At 45.0% G+C, this 25592-nt stretch carries 19 protein-coding genes; 13 read left to right on the top strand and 6 right to left on the bottom strand.

The window, feature by feature from the left end; all coding sequences use genetic code 11:
• Positions 1-38: 38 nt before the first annotated feature.
• Positions 39-2561 (bottom strand): DEAD/DEAH box helicase, encoded by a 2523-nt coding sequence (locus ACTJKC_RS02180; RefSeq protein WP_440789860.1) that lies wholly within the window; start codon positions 2559-2561, stop codon positions 39-41.
• A 751-nt stretch (positions 2562-3312) separates the two neighbouring features.
• Between ACTJKC_RS02180 and tcmP the strand changes: the two genes are divergently transcribed.
• Complete coding sequence (gene tcmP, locus ACTJKC_RS02185; RefSeq protein WP_440789862.1) at positions 3313-4443, top strand: three-Cys-motif partner protein TcmP; 1131 nt, start codon at positions 3313-3315, stop codon at positions 4441-4443.
• A 54-nt stretch (positions 4444-4497) separates the two neighbouring features.
• Positions 4498-5253: a DUF5131 family protein gene (locus ACTJKC_RS02190; protein WP_440789864.1), complete on the top strand. Its 756-nt coding sequence runs from the start codon at positions 4498-4500 to the stop codon at positions 5251-5253.
• Positions 5254-5445: 192 nt separating this feature from the next.
• Here the strand turns inward: ACTJKC_RS02190 and ACTJKC_RS02195 are convergent, their stop codons facing one another.
• Complete coding sequence (locus ACTJKC_RS02195; protein WP_440789866.1) at positions 5446-5847, bottom strand: hypothetical protein; 402 nt, start codon at positions 5845-5847, stop codon at positions 5446-5448.
• Positions 5848-7004: 1157 nt separating this feature from the next.
• On the opposite strand from ACTJKC_RS02195, the gene ACTJKC_RS02200 reads away from it, so the two are divergent.
• The 3 genes from ACTJKC_RS02200 to ACTJKC_RS02210 are packed head-to-tail and all read left to right on the top strand — an operon-like array spanning position 7005 to position 12981.
• Complete coding sequence (locus tag ACTJKC_RS02200; RefSeq protein ID WP_440789868.1) at positions 7005-8387, top strand: TlpA family protein disulfide reductase; 1383 nt, start codon at positions 7005-7007, stop codon at positions 8385-8387.
• Between the two features lie 29 nt (positions 8388-8416).
• Positions 8417-11605 carry a SusC/RagA family TonB-linked outer membrane protein gene (locus ACTJKC_RS02205; protein WP_440790292.1) on the top strand — a complete coding sequence of 1063 codons (3189 nt, stop codon included), beginning with the start codon at positions 8417-8419 and terminating at the stop codon, positions 11603-11605.
• Between the two features lie 2 nt (positions 11606-11607).
• Complete coding sequence (locus tag ACTJKC_RS02210) at positions 11608-12981, top strand: RagB/SusD family nutrient uptake outer membrane protein (protein ID WP_440789870.1); 1374 nt, start codon at positions 11608-11610, stop codon at positions 12979-12981.
• A gap of 55 nt (positions 12982-13036) precedes the next feature.
• Here the strand turns inward: ACTJKC_RS02210 and ACTJKC_RS02215 are convergent, their stop codons facing one another.
• The 3 genes from ACTJKC_RS02215 to ACTJKC_RS02225 form a co-directional block, all read right to left on the bottom strand.
• Positions 13037-13357 (bottom strand): hypothetical protein, encoded by a 321-nt coding sequence (locus ACTJKC_RS02215; protein ID WP_440789872.1) that lies wholly within the window; start codon positions 13355-13357, stop codon positions 13037-13039.
• A gap of 121 nt (positions 13358-13478) precedes the next feature.
• On the bottom strand, positions 13479-13922 hold the full coding sequence (locus ACTJKC_RS02220; protein WP_440789874.1) for a MauE/DoxX family redox-associated membrane protein: 444 nt from the start codon (positions 13920-13922) through the stop codon (positions 13479-13481).
• 135 nt (positions 13923-14057) lie between these two features.
• Positions 14058-14633: a Crp/Fnr family transcriptional regulator gene (locus ACTJKC_RS02225; RefSeq protein WP_440789876.1), complete on the bottom strand. Its 576-nt coding sequence runs from the start codon at positions 14631-14633 to the stop codon at positions 14058-14060.
• Positions 14634-14954: 321 nt separating this feature from the next.
• On the opposite strand from ACTJKC_RS02225, the gene ACTJKC_RS02230 reads away from it, so the two are divergent.
• The gene (locus ACTJKC_RS02230) at positions 14955-15185 is read left to right on the top strand and encodes a hypothetical protein (protein ID WP_440789878.1); all 231 of its coding nucleotides are present in this window, start codon (positions 14955-14957) and stop codon (positions 15183-15185) included.
• Here ACTJKC_RS02230 and ACTJKC_RS02235 read toward each other — a convergent pair.
• On the bottom strand, positions 15182-16216 hold the full coding sequence (locus ACTJKC_RS02235; protein ID WP_440789880.1) for a hypothetical protein: 1035 nt from the start codon (positions 16214-16216) through the stop codon (positions 15182-15184). The two genes, ACTJKC_RS02230 and ACTJKC_RS02235, sit on opposite strands and share 4 nt — an antisense overlap.
• A 411-nt stretch (positions 16217-16627) precedes the next feature.
• On the opposite strand from ACTJKC_RS02235, the gene ACTJKC_RS02240 reads away from it, so the two are divergent.
• The 7 genes from ACTJKC_RS02240 (at position 16628) to ACTJKC_RS02270 (ending at position 25505) form a co-directional block, all read left to right on the top strand.
• Positions 16628-16906 carry a helix-turn-helix transcriptional regulator gene (locus ACTJKC_RS02240; RefSeq protein ID WP_440789882.1) on the top strand — a complete coding sequence of 93 codons (279 nt, stop codon included), beginning with the start codon at positions 16628-16630 and terminating at the stop codon, positions 16904-16906.
• 199 nt (positions 16907-17105) lie between these two features.
• Positions 17106-17954, top strand: coding sequence for an RteC domain-containing protein (locus tag ACTJKC_RS02245; protein WP_440789884.1), 849 nt, complete (start codon positions 17106-17108; stop codon positions 17952-17954).
• A gap of 92 nt (positions 17955-18046) precedes the next feature.
• A complete protein-coding gene (locus ACTJKC_RS02250) occupies positions 18047-19831 on the top strand; it encodes a DUF6119 family protein (RefSeq protein ID WP_440789886.1) in 1785 nt (594 codons plus the stop codon).
• A gap of 91 nt (positions 19832-19922) precedes the next feature.
• A complete protein-coding gene (locus ACTJKC_RS02255) occupies positions 19923-20474 on the top strand; it encodes a TerD family protein (protein WP_440789888.1) in 552 nt (183 codons plus the stop codon).
• Between the two features lie 179 nt (positions 20475-20653).
• Positions 20654-22057 (top strand): tellurite resistance TerB C-terminal domain-containing protein, encoded by a 1404-nt coding sequence (locus tag ACTJKC_RS02260; protein ID WP_440789890.1) that lies wholly within the window; start codon positions 20654-20656, stop codon positions 22055-22057.
• Positions 22054-23367 (top strand): ATP-binding protein, encoded by a 1314-nt coding sequence (locus ACTJKC_RS02265; protein WP_440789892.1) that lies wholly within the window; start codon positions 22054-22056, stop codon positions 23365-23367. Before ACTJKC_RS02260 ends, ACTJKC_RS02265 begins: the two co-directional genes overlap by 4 nt.
• Positions 23364-25505, top strand: coding sequence for a DEAD/DEAH box helicase (locus tag ACTJKC_RS02270; protein ID WP_440789893.1), 2142 nt, complete (start codon positions 23364-23366; stop codon positions 25503-25505). The genes ACTJKC_RS02265 and ACTJKC_RS02270 overlap by 4 nt, the downstream gene beginning before the upstream one ends.
• Positions 25506-25592: the final 87 nt, after the last annotated feature.

A 25592-nucleotide genomic window follows, 5' to 3' on the forward strand; every position in this document is an offset into this window, starting at 1 on the left:
CAGTTATTATATAGATTAAAATTGTACTATATGCATTTTTATTTTTTACTACTTACTTTAATAACTTTTAGAAAACTACTTCTAAAACTTTCTGGAATCAAACCGTGAGCACTTAGCAGTTTTCCTATTTCCTCCTTGGAAACAGCATTTATGCCTTTATTTACTATAGCATCATAGAACTGTTCCAGTTTGTCCTTTAAAGCTGCAAGTGCCCCTTCGTCGATAACCTTGCTGTTTTCGCTTGGATTCACATTCCAGCCTTTAATATCGGGCGATTGTAGTGTTACTAAAGTATGAGCTGTATTTTTTCCATAATGTTTTTTGAACCATTCGCCTGATTGTAATAATTGACCTATGTTTTCACGTGTAATCTCGCTGTGGATAGCCATTGATTTTGCTTCGAGGATCAGATAGTGATTATCGCTCATTATCCAAAGTACATCTGGCCCGTTGCCAAATTCATTTTCTGGTTGATGCGCATCAAATCCCAGAAGCTTGCCGCTTTCTTTTAATGCTTTTTCAAATTTGGCTGCTTTAATATCCTTACTGAATGTGAGGTCGTTTAATATTGACTTTACGTGTATTTTTAAATCCTGTGATTTGTTAAATTGTTTAATATAGGATAAAACCATTGATGCTTGCCCTTCATTTTTGTTTAGTCGGCTATAATTTTCTCCATTTCGTGGCGTTAGCATGTGTGGTGCCATGGTGGCTTTAATCTGAAGGTCATTGGCGATTACCGGGTCGGCTTGATAAATAAATTTGGCTGCATATTCATAATACCATGCTTGGTGTTTCAAATTCAGGTCGAGTTCTTTATTATTTATGATTGTCGAGCCAATCTTATCCATTGCGGTACTATATCTTCTTAATTTAAACTCGTTTAATGCCTCTTTTTCTTTTTGAGCGATTTTCAGCTCTTGTTTTTTAACATCACTAAGTGTATCATCTTTGACTTCGTCTAAAATTGAATTATGGAATTCTCTCCAATTTTCGTCTTGATTCAGACAATAATAAATTGTATCCTTAACGGTTTGGATAGAGTTCGATTTATCCTCCTCGTCATCCAAAATCGTAAGGCCGGATTCAATTTGTTTCCGGGTGACAGGAGAGAAGTATCCGTAATTAAACTTGTTACCTAAAAATTGAATAAGATCATTGCCCATAAGAATTACTGCACAGAAATCACTTCCCGACCGAACAGCCCTGCCTAATCCCTGGTCAATAATCTGAGATTTTAGAGAAGCCTGTATAGACTCCACTCGCACTTCCTTATATAGATCATTGTAAGACGAAAACCTAGGATATCCATCCATGACTAGCAGTCTGCACATATCACCATGTAAATCGATGCCATCGTATCGGTTAATAAGCACATAAAGGCCGCCTTTCGAGGTCTGTAATTTCTCTATATTATTTGAGATATTATCATCTTGATTAAGGTTAATAGCTCCATATTTGTACCAAACTTTTGCCTTTTCAGATGATGGGACAAGGACCACAACATTATTTCCTTCTTTGGCAATTTCGCTTGTTAGCTGTCGGAGTTGAGCATCGTCGATATCAGGATCGAATCTTTTTGGTGCTAATATAAGGCGTTGGCCAACATCCTTTCTATTTCTTGGTATAATGGCATTAATGACATTTTGTTCTTCAATTCCAAAGTCCTTTATCAGGTCAACCTGATCTTCAAAGGTCGCAGATAAGATGTATTTGAATTTGGCTTCTGAAAAAGATTTTACTGAATCAAATGGAACGATCATAGGTGATATTTGCAATCCATTTGGACCAATGTAGCAGTCAAATGTGTCAAGGGAATCGCATACCATTTGCCATTTAAATTTGAGTTCATCATCGTCAGAGAACTCATTTAAAATATCTAGAATTTCCTCTTTTCTATCAAGCCACGCCCAGTATGGAACTTTCAAGATTTTCGCGTAAGGATCTCCATCTAGCAGTCGTCTATAGCTTCCCGGTGCCTGCTTTTTAAGTTCAGCGTCAAATAGTGCAATGAGCCGATCAAAAATTTCGTGCTTATTGCTAATATTTAACGTTGTATTTTGCCGAGAAATATCAAGGCAAGTATGAGCATCGTCAATTACGATCGCACCAATTTCGATATGATCACGGTTAAATATCGATTTCGCATTGAAAAGCTTATGGAAGTTGCAAAGAAGTATGGCTTTGCAGTTCAGGAAATCAGCTGGGAACTGGTTTTCTTCTGAGATTTCGCAAATTGGTATACCGTAAAGGTTAGCCTGCTTTTTTGCTTGGTCAAGTAAGTATTTATCGGGGCAAACATATACCGCGGTACCAACTCCTTCAACTAACTTAGAATAAAGCATAAGCAGGCTTACCAATGTTTTACCAGATCCTGTGTTCATCTTACACAATACCTCTTTTTCTTCTCTGCGTGCATGCCATTCTTTCAAAACCTCTTCCTGGATTCCTCTCAAATAAGCATAGCCATCTTTTCTGTAAAGAGATTGGTAAAGATCGATAGGATCAATTGGTTGTGCGGGTTTGTGTTTGCTTTCTAATTTCTTTTTAAAAATATTCATGAGATTTTAATCTTAGATTTAGCAAGATAAATAAATTTACTTCATCCAAATAAAGGTTAACCGTAACATGCCCCTCAAAAATGGTAATTACTCAATTTTAAGTATTGGTCATTTTACATGATCGAGCGCTCTCGTATCTCTGGTTAGCGCTGTAATTAACTTGTTCGAACAATAATTTAATAACATCGTGAAATTAATAGACATTCCCTGCATATAGCGTATATATTTAAATTGCATAAGAAAGCTTAACGCTCATTGGCTAATCACAAAACTTTTCTTGAGATTGAAATGATTAAAAGAGCCAAATCTGCAATTAATGGGCAAATTAAAATCCTATCATTGCATCCATTTCACATTAATTGCGGTCGTTTTCAAAAAAAACTAAAAGGTGCGCCGGTGGTCTGATGAGATTAAGAAACGGGCGATTATTTCAAAGACTAATTTTTTGGGTAGGATAGGGATTTCAATTCTGAACTGGAATGATAAAAAGATTGCGTCTGATAAACAGAAGGAGCGGCTGTACCGAGTGAGAATCGAAAAATCGTTGACCCGGGCAAGCAGGCTTCGGGTGAAGGAGGCTATGAAAAGCTTGTGTGTAGTTTATTATGCCTTTTCTACTGTGGATTAAAGCAGTAGTTTTCCTTTAAAAACCATGATGATCGCGGGCTGTACTGTGCATTTCTTTACTAATTGGATGGACTCTCTTTTTAATGCAATAAATATTAACTTTGGGTTATCTAAATATAACTCAATGGGCGCAATCGATTTACATAGTAAACCTTTCGATGAGGAAACTATAACAAAACTTGAAATTTTTGAAAATTATGCTCAGGCCTGGCTACCAACTTTTATCATGTGGCCGAAATCTGGTCCGAAGCTTTGCATTTTTGATTTTTTTGCCGGAACCGGATATGATATGAACGGTGTGCCCGGTAGTCCCATCCGCTTTTTAACTAAAATTCAGGAATATCGGGGCGACATGTTTAAAAATAAGATAAAGGTTGACCTCTATCTAAACGAATTTGAACCTGCCAAGAAAAAACAGGAAAAATTTGAACTACTTAAAAAATCATGTAAACAGTTTTTGGCGGACCATCCTGGACTTGAACATTTAGTCAATATAATTTATTCTAACGAAGATTGCGAAACACTGTTCCCTAAATTAATGCCCGAAATCAATAAATATCCGAGCTTGGTATATTTGGATCAGAATGGGGTTAAGTTTGCTGATGAAAAATATTTCCTCGCGTTGGAAAAAACAACGACAACTGATTTTCTATATTTTGTATCTTCATCCTATTTCTGGCGGTTCGGAAAGACCGAAGAGTTTAAAAAATATCTGGATATCGATATGGAGGAAGCCAAAAAAGATCCCTATAAACATATTCATCGAAATGTTCTCCGCCAGCTGAAAACCAAGATGCCTATTACCAGTAAGCTTAAACTGTATCCTTTTTCGATAAAAAGGGAGCCCAATATACATGGGATAATTTTCGGAGCAAAGCATCCCAGAGCTGTAGATAAATTCCTTACGGTAGCATGGGAGAAAAATTCGGTAAATGGCCAGGCCAATTTTGACATAGATGATGACATCCCAGAAGCACAGATGTCGCTGTTCACCGAGAAGAAACTAACAAAAATCGAGGCATTTCAGTCCGAGGTCTACAAAAAAGTTCTGGCGGGTGAACTGACCAATAACAAGCAGCTTTTCGATTTTACTTTGGAGCAGGGACATATTGGCGCGCACGCTTCAGCGGTACTTAAGAACATGAAATCAGGAAAAGAGGTGCAGTATGAATCGACCTCACCATTGGTGAATTATGACAACGCATACAAAAAATCAAAGATTTTAAATTATGTCGTTTTAGGTAAAAAACCTTAAAAGGTTATTTTATACTAATATTTTTAGTAACATTGCATACGCTTAATTGATCGAATGGCACAATCAAACATAGAATGGACTGAATTAACCTGGAATCCTGTCACTGGATGCAATAAAATTAGCCCCGGATGCAAAAACTGTTATGCTGAAGTCATGACCCGTAGATTAAAATCTATGGGAGTTGAAAAATATAGTGACGGTTTTAAAATCAGAACACATCCCGATACGCTTACAACACCTTTCACCTGGAAAAAATCAAAGATTGTTTTTGTAAATTCAATGAGTGATCTTTTTCACCCGGAGGTACCGCTAGATTATATTAAAGCTGTTTTTTCGGTGATGAACCGTACACCCCAACATATCTATCAAGTTCTCACCAAACGTTCGGAAAGGTTACTTGAAATTGCGTCGGAATTAAACTGGACTGAAAATATCTGGATGGGGGTTTCTGTTGAAAATGAGGCTTATTCCTATAGGATAGGTGAGTTGTCGAAAACACCGGCAAAAGTGAAATTTCTTTCAATAGAACCACTTATCGATGAACTTACTTCCCTTAATTTCAATGGAATCAATTGGGTAATCGTTGGCGGTGAATCAGGCCATAAAGCCAGGCCTATCAAAAGAGAATGGATTGATAACATCAGGATTGCCTGTGAACAGGCTACAGTACCTTTCTTCTTTAAACAGTGGGGAAAAGCGAAATTTAATGAAAATCCAAATGATCCAACTATTGATACAAAACACGCCAAACACGCCAAGGGCGGCTGTGAACTTGATGGTAAAATATACCGTCAAATGCCACTTGGCTGAGTTTAATTGTTCATGTCAATTATCAATCTTCTTCTAAGGTTATCTGTTCCATGTAAGTCCATATCTCAATTCTGGACTAGCTATAAAATAGTTTATATTCTCTTAATATCACCTTTGCTTTAATTCCCTGACATCATTTTGAATAGGGGTGATTTTTTTTCCTATCTGCTTGTCAGCCGCTCGGACAACTCCCTATTTCTTTTTATACCCTTCCGCAAATTCCCTTAACCTTTTTACCAACTCCGGATTATTAACCTTGATACTAACGCCTTTTTTCTTATCAAGTTTTTCAATCTCATAAGGTATTCCTTCTTTTTTGTGCAACCTCTTCAACTCTTGTTCTAAAGCCTTTGCTAACCCTGTATCAATTCGGCCTTGTGGTTCTAGTAGGTCACGATTATCTTTTTGCAGTAATTCACCTATTTGATTTAATTTTTCATGGTTAGGTTGTGAAGTATTCGAATTCCAGCTGCTTACGGTGGTGTAATCTACATCGACCCAAAGTGACACTAACCGTGAAGATACCCCAACTTTTTTTGTTATCAACTTTATTTGGTTAATACTAGTGCTTTCTTTTACTGTTTTTCTGGGCATCAATGAAAAAAAATCAAATAAAAGTTTGTTAATGGTGCGAACTTTTATATATTTGTTAATAATTATTATAGCGACAAATAGGGTTAGGGATACCTGACTGTTACGATGTCACTCATGAATGAAAACCGCTAAATTTTCCACATGAGTCGATCGTGAGTTCGCCTATCTATTGAGTTTTGCTATCTTTGTGATATCTTATTCAATAGGGCGAAGCTCATGTAAGTCTTTTGTGGAACACAAACCTTTGTTTGTGTGGCTCTTAGCGGTGCCTCATTCAAAAGCGTTGAGTTTCGCCCTATTGGTTTTTCCAATCTGGTTTCTTTTTGCTTTTGTTGAGTTTGCATCGTTTTACATAAAATCACCGTTTATGAAAACGAAAAAATTATGCGCCATCAATTTGTACCACTTCAGGGAAGGGGTACTTCGGTTTTCCCTTAAACTCTTGTTAAAGAACGTTATCTGTTCTCCATCGTAATGCGCGCTGGAATTTTCCGAGTATAAAATAGCCCAAAGAAAACAGGGGTTGGTGTGAGAGCGCGCACTGATTCCCGTGGGTTAATTTAGCTTGGTGCCAGCCCTTTATTGCTGTTAGGCAAGGGTGCATTACTATGGTTATTCGCATTCCCAAGGTAGGTATCTTTTTTCTAATAAGCAATACGGTTTACTGTATCCGCATATTTTTATGTGGAAGGGGCTGGTTTTTAACTGTTTTTTTCTAACACAAATATAAATCCGGAGCGTATGGGCCCAAATGAAAAGTATCGTTTTGACAGGCTTTATGCTTTAAAGCCAAAGAACCCTGTTTGATGGAGGCAGGGCAGGTAGGACCTAATGGTTAATGATTCTTACAGGTTCTTTGATAATGTAGCCTGCCCTGTTTATTTCTTCTTTTTTTCTTAGTTTTTCTTTTGGCTTTTGTGCTTTTGCGTTTGGGTTTTTGCCTTAGGCTATTAGATTTTTTTCCTGATTTCATCTTTAAAAAATAAACGGCTTTGCCGTAAGGGGAGTGTGATGTCCGGATTTTCCGGTCAGGGCTTCCTGCTGCCCGTGCCTTCCGCGAAGGGCAGGGCAGCAAATGGCGGGACCGCTGCGGAACGTTATTTTCGGGGCGGTCACTGCCTTATCAATCAATTTAACCAAACCAATATAACCATATTATGAAAGTCAATGATAGATATTTATCGCTCTTTTTTCTCTGTTGGGCGTTTCTTTACAGTCCTTTTGCCGTAATGCCTGTTTTTCCGCAGTCGAAAAAAGGGGAGGCTGTAGACCTTACGGCATCGGGGATCAGGGTGGGTCAGCAGGTGCCCGACCTAGAAGTGTTTAACCTGCATAATTATAAGGATGGGGATGGGAGGAAAGTTTCCTCGCTGCATCTTTCTTCACTCAAAGGCAAACTGGTGATCCTGGATTTCTGGGCAACATGGTGTGCGCCCTGCGTGGGCATGATGCCGGTAATGGACAGTTTGCAGCGGCGCTTTGCCGGAAAGGTGCAGTTTATCTCGGTGACCAGGGAGGGGGATAACGTGGTAGGGCCGTTTTTTGAGCGGTTGAAACGCAGGGGCAAGGGGCTGATCCCTTATGCCACTTCGGATGTGGTGCTTGCAAAAGCTTTTCCGCACCGGCTGCTGCCGCATTATGTGTGGATAGGGGCTGACGGGAAGGTGGCCGCGATCACCTCGCACGAAGAGGTGAATGCAGAAAGGATCGAGCAGATGGTCAGCGGGGTGATTGGGAGTGGGACAGTACAGAAGAATGATCTTGCCGTGCGTTATGACCGGAAGAAACCACTGTTTTTTGATGGGAACGGCGGTAATGCGCAGCGCCTTATATTCCACAGCATACTGAGTGGCTGGGGTGATGGTTTACCGATGAGCTACCAGATTGATCCCTTGCTGCGGAAAGCCTCGGTGATCAATTTAGGGGTGCAGGAAATGTATGCTGCGGTGTTCAGTGAGAAAATGCTGATTGCCAAACACCGGATGGTTTTTGATATGAAGGATCCGGGGAAGGTGAGGTTCAATAAGGGAAAGGATGCTGCAAAAGACTGGATGCGGGAGAACATGTACTGTTATGAACTCATCCTGCCCGAGGGAAGGGAGAGGGAACTGCGCAGTTATATGAGAAGAGACCTGGAAGAGCTGTTCCCTGATGTGGAGGCCGATACGGTGCGGATGGAAACGATGTGCACGGTACTGGTGAGTACGGGGGATAATTCGGTGCTGCGTTCAAAGGGAGGAATATCGGGGGTTGATATCAATGGACTGGGGGCTTCCTTTAAGAATATGTGGATCAGTTCATTTACGGGAAGGCTTGATGTGCTTTATATGCAGGGGAACCCTTATCCGGTGGTGGATGGTTCGGGGATTGGTTTTCCCATTGACCTGGAGCTGGAATGTAATATGGCAAGTGTAAAGGAGGTTAATGCCGCATTGGAAAAATATAACCTGAAACTGGTGGACAAACCTTTTAAAACGCTGATGCTGGTGTTCAGGGATGCAAAAAAAATAGCGGGTAGGTCTTCGGTTGGGGCTAGATAGGTGAAGTGATGAGGCGTTATGTTTTTTTTATGGTTGTTTTTTTTGTGCTGGGCACAGGAAAACTTTTTGCACAGTTCAGTGGTAAGGTGGTCTCTTCCGAGACAGGTCTTCCCATCAAGGATGCTACGGTTTCCATCGGGAATGTTAAGGTCAGGAGCGGGGAGGATGGTACATTTATGTTTACTGCAGGGGCCATTGGCTCTGGCGTAAGGGAGGTTTTGATTGAGGTCAGATTTTTGGGTTATGCCGTTTTTAGGGAAAGGGTCCGCCTTCCTTTTGGGAAGGGGATGTTCATCGTAAGACTGGTGCCAATGTCGAACAGGCTGGAGGAGGTGACGGTGAATACCGGATATGGAAAACTGCCAAGGGAGAGGGCTACAGGCTCTTTCGTGCAGGTAGATAACAGGTTACTGGAGCGTTCGGTGAGCACCAATATCACAGACAGGCTGCGGGATGTGGTTCCGGGTCTTGTGTTCAACCGGACAAGGGGAGTGGCAGCAGACCAGGTATCCATCGGTATCCGGGGACAGAGTACTCTGTATGCCAATACCCAGCCGCTGATCGTACTGGATAATTTTCCCTATGACGGGGATATTGCCAATATCAACCCCAGTGATATCGAGAGTGTGACGGTGCTGAAGGATGCCGCCGCCGCCTCGATCTGGGGCGCGAGTTCGGCAAACGGGGTAATCGTACTGACCTCGAAGCGGGCGAAAAAGGGGCAGCCCCTGCAGGTGGCAGGGACCGTGAATTTTATTTTTTCCGGCCAGCCCGACCTGATGAAAAACCGTTCGATGTCGCCGCAGGACTTTATTTCGGTGGAGAGGACACTTTTTGCCCGAGGGTTTTATTCGGGTACGGAAGCTTCGGTCGTGAAGGCGCCGCTAAGCCCGGTGGTGGAACTACTGATCTCGGCGCGTGATGGAAAGATCAGTTCCGGTGATGCTGATGCACGCATTACGGCCCTTGGGAATTATGATGTGAGAAAGGAGTATATGGAGCATATGGGTAACGGGGCTTTGTCGAGGCAGTATGCAGCGAACCTGTCCGGCTCTTCTGACCGGAGCAGTTATTATTTCTCGGCAGGTCTGGATGATAATAGGCTTTCCGATAAGCTTAACAGCTATCAGCGGATGACCCTAAATTTTTCGGACCGTTTCAGCTTTCTTTCCGACAGGCTAAGCCTGGCCGTTAACCTGATGCTGAGCCGATCGCTTTCCAAAAGGCCAAATGCGGGTTTCAATGCGCTACGGATGTCCGCAGGACAGCTTTTGTACCCTTACGCGCGTCTGGTGGATGATAACGGGAATCCCCTTGCCGTGGTCAAGGATTACAGGCAGGGTTATATCGATGGTCTGGCGGGGAGCGGTTACCTGGACTGGACCTATAAGCCGGTGGAAGATATCGGGCATCGGGACAATTCGCTTGAATCTTTGGATTACAGGTTGAATTCTACGCTGCGTTACAGGCTGGTAAAGGGATTGGAGGCGGAAGCAGGTTTTCAGTACGGCAAACTCGGCAGCCAGGGCACTGATCTTTATGACCAGGACAGTTATTTTGCAAGGAACCTGGTCAACCGCTTTTCGCAGGTCAGCGCGGGCAATGCTACCGTTTATCCTGTTCCATTGGGCGGGGTGATGGATAAATCATTAAGCAGTGTGCGTACCTTTAATTTTAGGGGTCAGCTCAATTATACGGCTTCATATGCTGATTTTGAGCTTAATGCGCTTGCAGGATATGAATGGCGTGACCTGGAGGGAAGCTCGTCGGCCAACCGTTTTTATGGATACAATCCGCTCAATGCGACAAGCGCCGTGGTGGATTATGCCGGATCCTACCCGCAGGCCTATTATCCGGCGGTGACGGCGGTAATCCCTTCATCCGATGCGCTGAGCGGTTCTGCCGACCGTTTTCTTTCCTATTATGGCAACGGATCGTTATCCTATAAGGGCAGGTATACCGTTTCGGGAAGTGTAAGGCTGGACAGGAGCAACCTGTTCGGGGTAAGTACCAATCTTAAAGGGGTGCCGCTATGGTCCGCGGGGCTGATGTGGAACCTGGCAAAGGAGGAATTTTACGGGCTTGATGTCCTGCCGGTAATGCGCCTGCGCCTGAGTTTCGGTTATAACGGGAACATTGACAAAAACCTTTCTGCACTCACCACCGCCCGTTATTTCAGCGGGCAGGGTACGCTGACCAGGCTGCCCTATGCCACCGTGCTGAACCCTCCGAACCCTGAGCTCCGCTGGGAGCGGGTAAAGATCATTAACCTGGGACTGGACTTTGGATCAAAGGGGAACAGGATTTCGGGAACATTCGAGCTTTACCAGAAAACGGGTCTTGACCTGATCACCGATATGCCCTTTGCCCCCTCGACAGGCATCATCACTTTCAGGGGCAATATGGCCAATACCAGGGTGAGGGGAATTGATTTTAACCTGAACAGTGTGAACCTGGAAGGCAGGCTGAAATGGAACAGCGCATTCTGGATCAGCTATACGCAAGAAAAGGTGACCAGATTCTTTCCGGGCAGCCAGTCGACGGCGGGCAATTATGCGCAGCTGGGTGATGCCGGTACGCTTCCAAGGGAAGGTTTCCCATTGTACGGTGTATATTCCTACCCTTACGCGGGGCTGGATGCAAATGGGGAACCGCAGGGTTACCTGAACGGGGTGCCCAGCAGGGATTACCCGGCCATATTTGCGGCGTCGAACCTGGGGAATATCATATACAGCGGTTCTGCAAAACCGGTTGTCTTCGGGTCACTGATGAATACCTTCAGGTTCGGGGACTTTGGCCTTTCGGCCAATATTTCCTATCGTTTGGGTTATTATTTCAAACGCAGTTCCATCAGTTATACCAGTGTGCTTTCGGGGCTGGGAGGGGACAGTGATTTTGCGCTGAGGTGGCAACGGCCCGGGGACGAAGCGTTTACGCAGGTGCCAAAGATGCCGGAGGCGGCAAATACCAACCGTGATAATATGTACCTGCTAAGTGATGCGCTGGTGGAAAGGGGTGATCATATCCGTTTGCAGGACATCAGGCTCTCCTATGACCTTAACGGAAAGCGGCTAAAGTTTATGCGTTCGGCGCAGGTTTACCTTTATGCTTCCAACCTTGGCATTATCTGGAGGGCAAATAAAATGGGGATCGATCCGGATTACCAGGGGATTCCCCAGCCGGTTTCGCTCGCTGCAGGTTTAAAAATCAATTTATAAGCATGTTAGTTATGAAAAAATATATTTTAAATATCCTTTGTTGTACCGCATTACTGGGCTGCATGGTTTCTGCCTGCAAAAAGGGGTACCTTGATGAAAAGCCCAGTAAATCGCTTACAGTCCCCACTACGGCTGCCGATATGCAGGCCCTGCTGGATAATTCGGATATCATGAACAGTTCTCCCGGTCTGCCCCAGCTGGCCAGTGATGATTTCCTGCTCAGTGATGCTGCGCTGGCCTCACTGGGTACGACCGATGAAAGAAATGCCTACCTGTGGAAAAAAGAGGTCTTTAGTTCACCTGCCAATGCAGAATGGAGGGGTGGATGGCAGCAGGTATTTTATGCCAATATCGTGCTTGATGCGATCCGTTCAAAACCGGATGACCAGGTGCAGGGATTGGGGAATATCAAGGGGGCTGCTCTTTTTTTTAGGGCAATTGCCTATTACTACCTCTGCCAGATGTTTACCCGTCCTTATGTTCCCGCTACTGCGGACAGTGACATGGGATTGCCGGTGAGGGAACAGGCCGATGTCAACCAGAATCCGGTGAGGGGCAGCCTTGCGGAGACCTACCGTTTTATGCTCTCTGACCTGGGGCAGGCGGTCACGCTGCTGCCCGAAAAAGCGGATTATAAAAGCAGGCCAAACAAAGCTGCTGCGCTGGCCCTTATGGCCAGGATCAGTCTGGTCATGCAGGATTACGGTGCGGCATTTGAATATGCAGACCGCTCGCTAAAACTTTATGGTAACCTGATCAATTACAACAGCCTGAACAGTGCGGCGGCAAGGCCCTTTCCGGCGGTGCTGCCAAGGGGGAATGAAGAGGTACTCTTCCATACTGCGCAGATATCCTATTCCTTCATGGGCTTTATGGCATCCTCGGTGAATGTGGAGCCTTTGCTGTATGCGCTTTATTCGGGCAATGACCTGCGCAAGGTGGTGTTCTTTAATGCCACGGGTAAAAACTTCAAGGGAAACTATAATAATGTGAGCAGGCTTTCTGGCTGTATTGCCAATGATGAAGTCTATCTCATCCGCTCAGAGGCGCAGATCAGGTTGGGAAGGATGGATGAAGGGCTTGCCGATCTGAATACACTGCTGGTAAACCGTTACCGGACCGGGAGCTTTGTGCCGTACACAATGGCAGGGACAGGCGATCCGTTAAAACTGGTACTGGAGGAGCGCAGAAAGGAACTGCCTTTCCGCGGGCAGCGGATGGCCGACCTACGCAGGCTGAACCAGGACGGGCGGTTCAGGGTTACCTTGAGCAGGAGCTCGGGCGGTACGGTTTATGAGTTGCCACCGGGTGATGAAAGGTACGTTTACCCGATTCCCCAGGAAGAGATCCTGCGTTCGGGGATGACGCAGAATTAGGATGTTTTGCAGGGATAAAATAAGGGACACAGCTTTTGCTGCGCCCCTTATCATTTTACTGGATAGGTGTGATGGTCAGTTCACCATACACGATCGGCTCTGTGCTCAACGGGGTGTCGCTGGGCGATGGGTTCGGGTTAGTTGCGGTATCGAAATAGGCCGTACAGTAAGGAGGATCCACCACCTGGTTGCATTCGATTTCATACTGTTCGGGATCGTAATCCGATAATTTCACCCAGGAATTTCCCAGTCTGCCGAACTGCTCATGCAGGCGGCCGGATTGTGCAGGTTTGAACGCGCTCTGCGTCATGACCAAAGTTGCTCCGATCAGCACTGCTACAGCGCCGAAATGGATACGGTTGAAGATTTTTTTCATGTTTTTTAAAGTTTAAGTAATTAAAGCCTTTTTTGGCTGTGTGCTCCGGTGCTTTCCTTTGGCCTGCATAAGGAGCATGGTTCATATTGCGGTGGGGCGGCCATTTTCCCCGGTCTGTTGTTTACTGTGCCTGTTCCCCCATTCCCTTGTTTCTGGTGATGTATATACCCCACAGGGATAGCAGAAGGAAAAATAGGTTGAATACCAGATGGGCATTCCATCCCAGGTTTTTAAGAACACCGCCGCATGAGCAGGGGATGCGGTCAAAAACATCCAGGACAACCAGTGCCACATAGGTGGTGAAAGCGGCCATCAGTGCGGCCGAGAGGATAAGTCCCGGTTTCTGTAGTTCCTTCAGAAGGAGCATACCCGCGGCAAGCAGTTCAATGCCCGGTAAAAACCAGATCAGGTATGGCGCCAGTTTTTTTCCGCTGATCTGGTTATTGAGCTGTGCACGGAATTCATGCAGCTCGGATAACTTGGAAAGCGAGGTATATACCCATAACAGTATGAGCAGGGCGCATATGGTCTTCAGCAATAACTGTTTAGCGGCGGGTAAGTTCATCGGTATCCGTTTTTTGGGTAAATCTCGGTAGCTGGCCCGGCGTGCGGGTAATATGGAGCTTAGAAAATCCTGCTGGTTGTTTTTTTGGAATCTAAGCGAAAAGGGGAATCGGATGGGTACGGGCAGAGTGCATGTTTATGTTTTTCCCCTGAAAGAACTCAGGGTATTGGGGTGCATGCCCAGATAGGAGGCCAGGTCTTTTACCGGAGCTAAGTTGAACAGTCCGGGGCGGTCGCGGGCAAGCCGCTCAAACCTCTGGCGCGAGGTTGTCTCCTGTATGGAGATGCCGCGCCTGATCTGGGCGAGCAGGTGGGTAATTGTGATCTTTTGGTAGAGCAGGGTACAGGAACTGAAAAGCCTGGGAAGGTAGGTGAAATGTTTTTCGGTAATACCCAGGATGAGGCTGTCCTCGAGGAATTCGATGAAGAGCTGCTCTTCAGCATGGAGCGGGGTTCCGGTCGGCAGGGGAAGAAAGTCGCCCGGCAGGAAAAATTCCAGGGTATGCTGGTTTTGGGTCTCCCTGTCGAGTGCATAAAGCCTGGCGCATCCGCTTTGCATATTGGCCAGGAAAAGTGCTTCCGGGGAGGAAGCGCTGATGGCCTGCCTTCTTTTAAAATGGTATTCCCTTAGGCTCCGCGAGAGGTAGGCTCCAAGGCCGGCCGGCAGTTTTTGGATACCTTCCAGTGCGGCCAGATAAGATTTAGTGTCCATGGTTTTGGTTTTTCCACAAAGAAACCGTGTTTTGGGCCCCTGTCAAGTTGCGCAAGCGGCAACCCGTGGCAACCTTATTATTTTTTTGATGGCGGAGGGATAAAAGCATGGAATCTGTTATCTTTGGGGCATGAAATAAAAGTAATTTAATATATGATATTGTAGCAATAGCTATTTTACTGTTTTAGAAAACCGCGAACTTTCGAAAGACACAGGAAAAAATAGATGGTTGCCTACGCTATGCGTGGGTGCCTGTTTATCTTGTGTCTGGGCTCTTCGCGGTGCCCCTAAAGCGGATATCGGGTCAGCCCGCGCTTTTTTATGGACCGTTCACCGCAATCAAACCTCTTCCTGCTCAACCTGCCCATAGCAGAACTTCCCCTCTCGGAGCAATTTAAGCTCAGGAGCAAGCTGATGGGGTTTTTTACCCTGCAGGACATACTGGCTGCAGACCAAAGGGGCCTTCATGAACTCGAAGATTATTCTGAACACTGGTATTATGAATTTGTGGGGTTTCTCGGGCGCAAGGGCTTGCTGCACCTGCTGGGTTAATATTTCTCCTGCGCGATGGCCAGCATGGCAGCGATCCTGTCGATGACCTTTTCCACGTCATTGCCCATTGCGGAATAATAGGCATTTTTGAAGCTTTTCTCGGATATGTTCTCTTTTTCCACCGTACTGTAATGTCTGGTGACATAGCGGTGCAATGCCTTGGGGCTCTGGGCGATGATAATCTCCGATTCCACCTGCAGGCGGACAAACAGCGCGAGCTGCCTCACGGTAAAGCCGACCCTGAAACTTCCTTGCTGAAAGCCTTCGCCCTGGAGGTCGGTGGCGGTTGATTCCAGTGTTTTAAGGTAACCGAGTTCAGCCTGTATATACCTGGAAAGTGATTCCCTGATCGGGGGAAGTTTTTGGTTAAAGCTTTTTTCTGACCGTTCCGGCAGCTGCAGGAGTGTTTTGTCCATGAAATTCAGCATGCTGTAACGGTCCGCTATATTTTCGCATTTTTCGAGTTCACCGTTAAAATAACCACAGCAGAAATGGTAAAAATAAGGGTGGTTGAATCCAAGGGATACCATGGTAAAGAGTATGTCCGAAGTTCCCGTGTGCTGCGTATCACCGTTGATGATGCCTTCGAGTGCGGTGAAAAAATCCGTGAGATATTTTGCCTGCCCATAGCTCACCCTGGGGCGCCCATCCAAAAGCTGGGTGGAAAGTGAGCTGAGCATTTCCGTTATTTCCGGTTCTGTACCGTTGGCGGTAAGCAGGTCTGTTGCTGCCGCGATCAATTGGCTTAAGACCGGGCGGTAAAATTCAAATGCCGGGCGGGTAATGCTGGCGCTGTAGTCGAACAGGGAAGGGAAATAAAGCTTTAGGTCATCGATCAGCCTGTTCAATGTATGCTGGATGCCGTCTGCTATTGCCCCCTTTTCAGCTTTGTCCAGCTGATCTGACATCAGGCCGAGGAAGTGCTGGTGCTGCCGGATACACATCCGGCCCTGCTTGACCGGTATTAAAGGGACCTGCTCAAGCAGGGCTGCAAGGATCTCCCCGCATTGCTGCTGCACTTCTGCTTCCATATCCGCTCTACCGTTTGCGGAGTGGGTACCGGATAAGAAGCTTTCGATCGTCTGCCTGAGCAAAGGTAGTTTGTGGGACATGATGTTTCCTTGTGGATCAGTGTAAAATAGGTAATTATGCGATATTTTGGACGGTTACCGTGGTAAGACAATGGATAGATATGGTGAAACTGCTTTCCACTGATGTGAAAACTGGTTGCCTGTCTGCCTGTTATGATCTCGGGGCGGCAAAAAGGGCCATGGTTGCCGCCCTGCGCCACCGGACAGCCACTTGACAGCGGGAAGGAATAATGTTTTCTTTGGCCTGATAATGGTCCGGTTTGTAAGGTATTGCAGGGGTTCTATGCTGATGGATGTTCTGCAGACGGTGACTTCCAGGACCGGAGTGTTCACATTCAAAACCTATGATACATGAACAAGATCGATGCACTTTTGGACGTTCTGTCCAAAATATATCAGCTATTGGTGCTGGTACACCATAACAGTCCCCATGGGAGTCCGCTTTATGATGAAGATCCGCCGATGAGCCGGCAGCAGGTCAAGGACTATCTTGGGATCAGTGAAAGCACTTACAAAAGGAAGGTCAGGGAAGGGGTGCTCAGGCCGAGGAAACTGCCCGGAGGCGACAGGTTCTTTAAAAGCCAGCTGTTGGGGGAATACCGGGAGAGCAGAAGAAGGGGAAGGCTTTGAAGCACTGTTATTATCCAAAGCTGAAAAAGGGTTTTAGCCTGCCCGGAAGCGGCAATATCAGAATCTTCCTGCGCTGATAAGGGTTCTTTTAAGCCCAATCTGGTCCGGTATGGTCCAATATGGGCCAAATTTTTTTCGGGTGATGTTTCGGGTATAGGTTTGCGGAAGTAAAAAAACGATCACCTAAATACTATCAGCCATGATAAGAGAATTTTCAAAACGCAGTTTGGCCACTCTGCTGGATGAGCTGCAGGGACTGGACCATTCAACCAATAACCCGCTTCAGAAGATGGGCAGTTCGTTAAAGGCGGTGAAGACAGCCATTAACAGGCTCCGGCAGATCGTGCTGGAGCAGGGCTTTCCATCAGTTGAAGAGGAGATCAATTTTTTTAAACACATCAAAACGGACTTTTTCAGCCAGCAGATCTTTGCGGTGGAGCGGTATACGCTGGAAAGGAATATGCCGGTGCGGGATGCGGAAGCGCAGCGGTTGTTTCTGCTGGGTGAGATCGCGTATGTGGAGCGCTTCTTTTTATCGCATCCCTTTGTATTTGAGTATTTCAGGATCGGGGCGACCGAGCTTGATGAACGTTATTTTTTGAGGGAAAGTGAAGGGGCGGGATTGCTTTTCCCTGAGGGGCTGGAAAGGGACCGGTCTTTTTCGACACCTGCCGATTACCTGTTTTCCAAGTTCAAGGCTTATGGGATGGTGAAGGACTGGTTGATGGAAAGACTGGATTACCTGGAGCGGAACCCGGCGGTGGCATATCTTCCGGGGGCGGAGTCGGTGGAGCTGAAGTGGACAGGGGATAGTGTGAACCTGGCCGAGCTGGGTTATGCGCTGGCGCTGAGCGGGCAGCTGAATAACGGGCAGGCCGCTATAGCGCAGGTGTTCAGGTGGATGGAGGAGAAGTTTGCGGTAAGTATAGGGGTGCCCGCGAGACGGATGGCCTCGATCCGCTCGAGGAAACGGCTGAGCCGGACGAAGTTCCTGGATGAGCTGAAGGAGGTGCTGGAGCGGAAAATGGATGAGGATGAAGGGCGGTAAGGAACCATCCTGGAGTGGCTAGGGGAAACCGTAATAAATTTTGAAACCCACGGGATAGATTTGCACCTAGCATTCATTTATATTTTACGGCTATGTCAGACAAAATACAGAACAGCTTTTATCTCCTAAAGGATTCCATCAGTGTTTATAATAAAAAGCTTCTAAAGAATACCTCCCAGGTTGTGGATAAGACTTTTATTTCAAAAGAGCTGAAGAATAAAAAATATAAAGAGCAAAGGGTAACAGCCAATCTCAGTGCTGATTATGATATCAGTCTTTATTTTAGGGAGAAATCGTCTGAAATTAAATGGAAGGGTTTTATCAGGTCTGTGGCACTCCCCGGCGAGTCGATACTTAAGCGGGATACTGTGATGACGGAAAGCTATGTAATACTCTTGTATAGCAAAAAAGGAAATTGCTATTATGCAAGTACGGGAGGGTATGGTCATATGGTCATCCAGGATATTGCCACAGGAGATCTGGGAATTGAAATTTTGTCCAGGATACTAAAACCCGAGGACAAAGCATTGAGGGCAACAAAGGAACGTACACTTACAGGAGGAGTGCTTGGTTCTGTTAAAATCTTCAGGAACGATTATAATCTGTATGAAAATGAAAGTTTTGGGAGCATTTATAATGAGCTGAACGCCGCAGTGAATAGAGATAAACTAATCAACTTATTTGGTTTTCCACCAGCAGAGATTAGATCTGATAGCCTGTGCATTGCCAAGAATTCATTTTCGATAAAGAAATCTATTAGTTTTAAAGAACTTCTAAGGATAATCGGGTGTTGTGAAAAGTTGCTCTCAAAAAAGCCGCTTGTAGAAATCAACACTGTGGAGAAATTGGGACGCAACCGTGCAGCGCTCGTCAGGGATCTTTATAAGGTCGTTGACGGAAAGATCTATGCGAACTTTCTAGATGATAAGAAGTTTTTTAGCGTGGAGATCAGCCACAGAGATTTTGAACACTACTATCTCTCGACCTATTCAAGATTCACATTTCATTACAAAACAGATTATGATTTTAAACTTGATGAACCGGTGCGCGAAGTTCAGACCTTAGTAGAGCTGATCAGATCTGTCGATCCTGCATTGTCCCAACAGGATTTCGATAAAATCGCGGTCTCGGCCCAACTCACAACTTATGACGAAGGTGGAGAATTCCTGACTAATGATACATTCAGAAATCATTATTGCACAGAAGTTACCCATCAGGGCAAAAGCTATTTCCTGATCGAGAAGGACTGGTATGAGATCGGTAAGACGATGATCGATAAGATTAATACAACCTGTAGGGAATTTATCAGGTCAAGAAAATATCTTGGCCCGAAGATGCATGCCTGGAGTGCTGCCTATCCAAAAGAAAATGATTTTAATTCATCATTTATTGGTAAGGCCGATTCATTGGTTTTTGATAAGGTCACACCCTCGAACATTGAAGTTTGTGATATCCTGAGATGGGATAAAGAAACAATATATCTTTACCATGTTAAGAGCGGGTTTAATAATTCAATGAGGGATCTCTGTAGCCAGATTCTCATTTCGGCACGTAGGATATTGGAAGACACTAAGGACGGTCATCGATTCGTAGGTGAATTATATGACAAACTGCTGGCTAATAAAGGTGAAACCCTCTATTTTAAAAATGCAAAGTCACAATTGACTGGGCTAACAAGGACTGCCTTTATATCACTTTTTAAGGTGCGTAAACCTGTCTTTGTGCTGGCAGTACTGGACAATGTGAAGGCTAGAAGATCGCTCGCAGACGATATTGACAAATTTGACTCGAATATAGCTAAATTTTCCCTGAATGAGCTAAGCAAGAATATGCGAAATCTGGAAGTCGGATTTCAGATCCTGCAGATTGATAAATGATGGTTTCATATCGATACCATAATGAATAAAAACAGCTTCAATTCAGTTACTATTTTCGATTAATAAATTAAAATACGGATATTTAAATAATATGGCAATTAATCTACAGAAAGGACAGCGGGAAGTTTTAACTGCACCTAAGTTTACCATCGGATTGGGATGGGATACGAATACCTCGGCAAGCGGAAATGATTTTGACCTGGATGCTTCGGTATTTATGCTGGGCGAAAACAAAAAGCTGCCCAGCGATGAATATTTTATCTTTTACAACAACCTAACCTCGCCCGATGGTGCAGTGGTGCATACCGGGGATAACCTAACAGGCGAAGGGGATGGTGATGATGAGGCGATCAATGTGGACCTGTCCACGATAAGTCAGGCGGTAAGCGAGTTGTGCATCGTGGTGACCATACACGAGGCTGAGGCGAGAAGGCAGAACTTTGGACAGGTGAGGAATTCCTTTGTGCGTATCGTGGATGAGGACGGTGTGGAACTTTTAAAGTATGAACTGGAGGAAGATTTTTCGATCGAAACCGCGGTTGAGTTCGGCAGGATCTACCGCCGTAACGGGGAGTGGAAGTTTGAAGCAGTCGGTGTTGGAATGAAAGGCGGCCTGCAGGATTATATTAACAGGTATCAATAGCTGGTCTGTTAGCTGCTTGGGCTGCTGTTTTAAAACTGCATATTAGGCATGGATAATTGATTATCTGATTTGGAAAAACAGATCGAAGTTGGGTATATTAGCAGTTATGGTAATGCGGGATGTTTTTATACGCCAATAGCTGCCAGACGCTAAATTAAGGACTCTTTATCAATAAATACATGGAACAATCCATAATCGATGTTACCGGTGCCGGTGAACGCATCCCGTTTTCCGAACCTGGGTACAACGGTACCTTTGCGGTAGACAGGCTGGGTGATGAATACCAAAAACAGTTAAAACTTAATGACCAGCAGGTCCATATCCTCAACCAGTTATGGTATCCCAGTAATAATTTCAGCAGCATTCCTTTCTGCAGGAAAGAAATCGTTAAACTGTTCGTGCTCATTTTGGAAGACCTGTCCTATAAGTACAGGAAGCAGGGGACGGCGATTGAAGTAGAGTTCAATACCGTAGCGGACCTGATGACGAGAAGCCGTTATAAAACCGGGCTTAATGATTACAGCTATAAGCTCACCATGTTATCCTCGCTGAACGATATCCATTATAACATTTTCAAACATGCCGAGAATGCACTGCGTGTCCATTACGGACATACCCGAAAGATCAATACAGATCTGGATATCAGGGATGAAGAGGTGCTTACTGAATACAGTTCCCGGATAAGTGATAAGCTTTCTCAGGTCCTGCAGATATGGATTCCGCGGGTAGATATGCCTGATCGAAAAACTGAGCGTTTGTTGTATGCCCAGAACCCCGGAAGATGGAAACAGGCTTTTGAGCAGATCAGCAAGGATTTTAAGAAAGATTCACCGCGTTATATTGATTTGGTACTCGACCTGGCAGAACTGAACAGTTCCAATCCTTCCAAAGAGATGATCTATTATGAGGCGTCCAAGGACATCGCCCCGGTGGATCCGCAGGCGGCTTTAACCTTATATGTGCATTATATCCATTGCGATCTGTTATCGGAAACTTTCGATAACAGGCCGTTAAACAAGACCAATATCAAAAAGCTGTTCAAAACCGATGAACAGTTGCATGATTTTCAGGCTATAATCGAAAACCTGATTGCAAGCAGGGATCTGGTACAGGCCCTTTCGGCGGTATCAACAGTACTGGCTCCCAAACGCAAAAAAATCTCGCTCAATGCTGATGCGATTGAGGCAATCAAGGAAAAGCATTCGGGGACGGTAAAACTTTTGGAGAAATACCTGCAGGATGAAGAAGAAACGGTGATAGTACCGGTTTTAATTGTGGAGGATATACCGATCCAGGTGCAGCAGCTAGTTTCTGCGGTTGAGGTAAAAACCAAGGTTTTTGCAGATGAGCTTAAGCTTTCCGAGATCCAGACTGAAGTCTTGATCCATTTTGAGAGGAATAATTTTGCGGTACCACAGGATGAGATCGGGGAGCTGGCCAGGGAAAAGGGTGTTTTCAAAAACCAGCTTATAGACAGTATCAATGAAAGCTGTTATGATTTTATTGATGATGTGCTGATCGAGGAGGAAGAGGAAAATTACGTGATTTACGAAAATTATTATCAAAATATTTTAGCAAAATGATAGAAAATTTAAAGCCGAAAGAGGCTACAGCGATCATTAATTCATTAATCGGTGGGGTAGTTCCAAAGATCGGGATACAGCATATCACCGTGGGAAGGTCTGAGGAGATCGATGCGGTTGTTACTGCCCTTGAAGACGTGAAAAACGGGCACAGCATGGTCAAGTTCTGGATCGGGGATTTCGGCTCGGGGAAATCCTTTATCCTGCACCTGCTCAATACGGTGGCCTTAAAGCAGAAATTTGTGGTGGCAAAAGCAGATTTTACGCCGGATAACAGGCTTTACGCCAATGACGGAAAAGGTCTTGCGCTTTATGCTGCCATTATGGACAATATCGCGATCCAGACCAAACCCGAGGGTGGGGCATTGCCAACTTTGCTCGAGAAATGGATCGAGCAGGTGGTGGGCAAAACTGCTGAAGAAAACCAGCTCCCGATCCATTCGATGCGGGAGGAGGCCAATCTGCCACTGGTGCAACATGCGATCATGAAAACGATCAATGAGCTTTCGGATAGCGGCGGCTTTGATTTCGGAACAGTGGTGCTGAAATATTATCAGGCCTATATTTCGGGTGATGATATGCTCAGGAGAAATGCACTGAAATGGTTAAAGGGGGAATATAGCACCAGGACCGAGGCCAGACAGGACCTGGGGGTGCGTGAGATCATCAATGACCTGAACTATTACGATATGCTCAAAAACTTTACCAGGCTTTTTGTAAGTATGGGTTATAGTGGTTTTATGATCAATCTGGATGAGGCGATCAACCTTTACAAGATTTCCACTGCCGCTATGCGGGAGAAAAACTATGAAAAGATCTTAAGCATTTACAACGACTGTTTCCAGGGAAAGGTTTCCAACCTGTTTTTCAACTTTGCCGGTACTTTTGAGTTCCTGCAGAACGAGCGCCGGGGACTGTTCAGTTATAATGCGCTGAAAACAAGGCTGGAAACCAATAAGTTCGAGACGGCCGGGATCAGGGATTTTGCCCAGCCGGTGATCAGGTTATTGCCGCTTGATAATAACGAGATATTTGTGCTGCTGAAGAAACTTAAGCTGATCTTTTATTTCAACTATAAATCGGAAATTCCCATAACTGATGAAGATATCCTGAGTTTTATGGAGGAAATGTTCAATAAACCTGGAGCAGACGAGTTTTTGACCCCAAGGGAGGTGATCCGTGATTTCCTGAATATTTTGAACATCCTGCGCCAGAACCCGGGACTGGATAAAAGCCGTTTGTTCTCCCAGGTGCAGATTTCCGATGAACGGCCTGATGATCTGATTTTGGACGGGATTGAAGAGCTGTGACAGCATTCGAACTATTGTCCCCTGCGGTAAGGAAATTCGTCAGGGATAAACGCTGGGAAGGTTTCCGTGATATCCAGTCGGCAGCGATCAAAAGGATCATGGGCAGTGATGGGCATTTTATTTTAGCTTCAAGGACTGCCTCAGGCAAGACTGAAGCGGCTTTCTTGCCGATACTCTCAAAAGTGGATTTTAATCAACAGGGTGTTGCCGTGTTATATATATCGCCGCTCATTGCGCTCATCAACGACCAGTTTATGAGGGTGGAAGACCTGTGCAGTGATATGGAAATTCTGGTAACTAAATGGCATGGGGAGGCAAATAAATCGCTGAAGAACAAACTACTGAAAGATCCGCAGGGCGTGGTACTGATTACGCCCGAATCGCTGGAGGCGATGTTTATAAATAAACCCTACGATGTCAAAAACCTTTTTTCGCAGTTGAAATATGTGGTAATTGATGAAATCCATTCATTCATTGGTTCGGATAGGGGCGTCCATTTGAAATCGCTCTTATCAAGGCTACAGGATATTAATACAGATAAATTTTCGGTAGTTGGTTTGTCCGCTACGCTAGGCGATTTCAACGAGGCTAAAAAGTTCACCGGCGAGCCGGAAAAAACTGTTGTGTTGAAAGATCCTACCGCAAAGGATCTGGATACCGTTTTTAAATATTTTGAACAGAGTGGAGCCAATTTGCCGCTGGAGCTGTTAAAAGATCTTTATAGGGAAAGCAGGGATTCAAAGGTGCTGGTTTTTCCAAATAGCAGGGGAAGGGCTGAAGAGGTTGCGGTCAGCCTGATGAAAATATCAGAGCGGGTCGGTGGTCATGCGAATTATTTTTCGCACCATTCATCGGTAGATAAACAGGTAAGGGAATATGTGGAGGAGTTTGCCAAAAGCAAGGTGAGGAGGAATTTTACGATTGCCTGCACTTCAACCCTTGAGCTGGGGATAGATATCGGATCGGTTGATCAGGTGGTACAGTTGGATGCAGCGCACAGTATTGCATCGCTTATCCAGCGTGTTGGGAGAAGCGGGCGCAGGGAAGGTGCTAAAAGCAGGCTTTTGTTATATGCAACTAACCCCTGGAGCCTGCTGCAATCGCTCGCTGGTTGGCTTTTATACCTGGAAGGTTTTATCGAACCGCCCGAGATTATTGATTACCCTTATGATATCCTTTTGCACCAGGCACTATCGGTTACAAAGGAGCATTCGGGGCTGGGGAAAAAAGAGCTGACCAGCAAGCTGGCGGACAATTATGCCTTTAAACTGATCGCTGTAGAAGAGATCGGGGAGATCATAGATCACCTGATCGCGATAGACTTTCTGGAGGAGCTTGGAAGGGAGCTGATTATCGGGGTGGAGGGAGAAAAGATTGTTAACGGACGTGACTTTTATACCGTATTCAATGCGCAAAGTTATTATAAGGTTGTTCATTCGGGTACTGGTATAGGGCAGATCCCCGTAACACCCCAGGTGAGGGAGAATGAGAATATTTTACTGGCAGCAAAGATCTGGAAGATTAAGTTTGTGGACCATGATGGAAAAAAAATAGAGGTAGTACCGGCAAACGACGGCAGGAAACCGCTGTTTTTAGGAGAAGGAGGCGATGTGCATCCCAGGATCCGTGAAAAGATGATGGAGATCCTTTTTAGTAAAGAGTCTTATGCAGTGCTGGATGAAAACAGTGCGATGGAGATCGAAAAACTAAGGAAGGAATTTGCTGTTTTTCCAATTACTGATATTGATCTGCAGCGGCCTATACTCACTGAAGCAAAAGAGCTGAGCCTCTATTCATTTACAGGATCGCGGATCAATAGAACACTTTTATTCCTTTGGGATTTAAGTGGTGTTGAGCTAAGTTTGAAGGATGACCATAGCCGGTTTAAGGTTGATAATAATGTATTGGATACGGTGGAATTTGATAAGCTGCTTGGTGAATTTTCGGATGATCTTGATTTCCACCTTGAGAATTTTATTTATGCATACCCTGGCGCATTGTCCGCTTCCAAATGGGCGGCCTATCTTCCGGTGAAGTACCGGTTGTTACTGTTAAAACAACGGTATTTCGATTTTGAGGGGACGAAAAGGTTTAAGGACCTGATTTGGGTAAGCAATACTGTTAATGGAATTGGGTAATAAGATTTTCCTTTTTCGATCTACTGGCAGACTGCCTTCAAGTGATATAAAGGATATAATAATAAAAGGGCTCCTGACCTTTCAGGT

Source organism: Pedobacter sp. 22226 (assembly GCF_052045455.1).
Lineage (GTDB): Bacteria > Bacteroidota > Bacteroidia > Sphingobacteriales > Sphingobacteriaceae > Pedobacter > Pedobacter jeongneungensis.

Coding starts and splice junctions, on each gene's coding strand:
- ACTJKC_RS02265 (WP_440789892.1), top strand. CDS start 22,054: ATGATAGAAAATTTAAAGCCGAAAGAGGCTACAGCGATCATTAATTCA.
- ACTJKC_RS02220 (WP_440789874.1), bottom strand. CDS start 13,922: ATGAACTTACCCGCCGCTAAACAGTTATTGCTGAAGACCATATGCGCC.
- ACTJKC_RS02240 (WP_440789882.1), top strand. CDS start 16,628: ATGAACAAGATCGATGCACTTTTGGACGTTCTGTCCAAAATATATCAG.
- ACTJKC_RS02260 (WP_440789890.1), top strand. CDS start 20,654: ATGGAACAATCCATAATCGATGTTACCGGTGCCGGTGAACGCATCCCG.
- ACTJKC_RS02255 (WP_440789888.1), top strand. CDS start 19,923: ATGGCAATTAATCTACAGAAAGGACAGCGGGAAGTTTTAACTGCACCT.
- ACTJKC_RS02215 (WP_440789872.1), bottom strand. CDS start 13,357: ATGAAAAAAATCTTCAACCGTATCCATTTCGGCGCTGTAGCAGTGCTG.
- ACTJKC_RS02225 (WP_440789876.1), bottom strand. CDS start 14,633: ATGGACACTAAATCTTATCTGGCCGCACTGGAAGGTATCCAAAAACTG.
- ACTJKC_RS02245 (WP_440789884.1), top strand. CDS start 17,106: ATGATAAGAGAATTTTCAAAACGCAGTTTGGCCACTCTGCTGGATGAG.
- ACTJKC_RS02200 (WP_440789868.1), top strand. CDS start 7,005: ATGAAAGTCAATGATAGATATTTATCGCTCTTTTTTCTCTGTTGGGCG.
- ACTJKC_RS02180 (WP_440789860.1), bottom strand. CDS start 2,561: ATGAATATTTTTAAAAAGAAATTAGAAAGCAAACACAAACCCGCACAA.
- ACTJKC_RS02210 (WP_440789870.1), top strand. CDS start 11,608: ATGTTAGTTATGAAAAAATATATTTTAAATATCCTTTGTTGTACCGCA.
- ACTJKC_RS02190 (WP_440789864.1), top strand. CDS start 4,498: ATGGCACAATCAAACATAGAATGGACTGAATTAACCTGGAATCCTGTC.
- tcmP (WP_440789862.1), top strand. CDS start 3,313: ATGGGCGCAATCGATTTACATAGTAAACCTTTCGATGAGGAAACTATA.
- ACTJKC_RS02230 (WP_440789878.1), top strand. CDS start 14,955: ATGGACCGTTCACCGCAATCAAACCTCTTCCTGCTCAACCTGCCCATA.
- ACTJKC_RS02205 (WP_440790292.1), top strand. CDS start 8,417: ATGGTTGTTTTTTTTGTGCTGGGCACAGGAAAACTTTTTGCACAGTTC.
- ACTJKC_RS02235 (WP_440789880.1), bottom strand. CDS start 16,216: ATGGAAGCAGAAGTGCAGCAGCAATGCGGGGAGATCCTTGCAGCCCTG.
- ACTJKC_RS02195 (WP_440789866.1), bottom strand. CDS start 5,847: ATGCCCAGAAAAACAGTAAAAGAAAGCACTAGTATTAACCAAATAAAG.
- ACTJKC_RS02250 (WP_440789886.1), top strand. CDS start 18,047: ATGTCAGACAAAATACAGAACAGCTTTTATCTCCTAAAGGATTCCATC.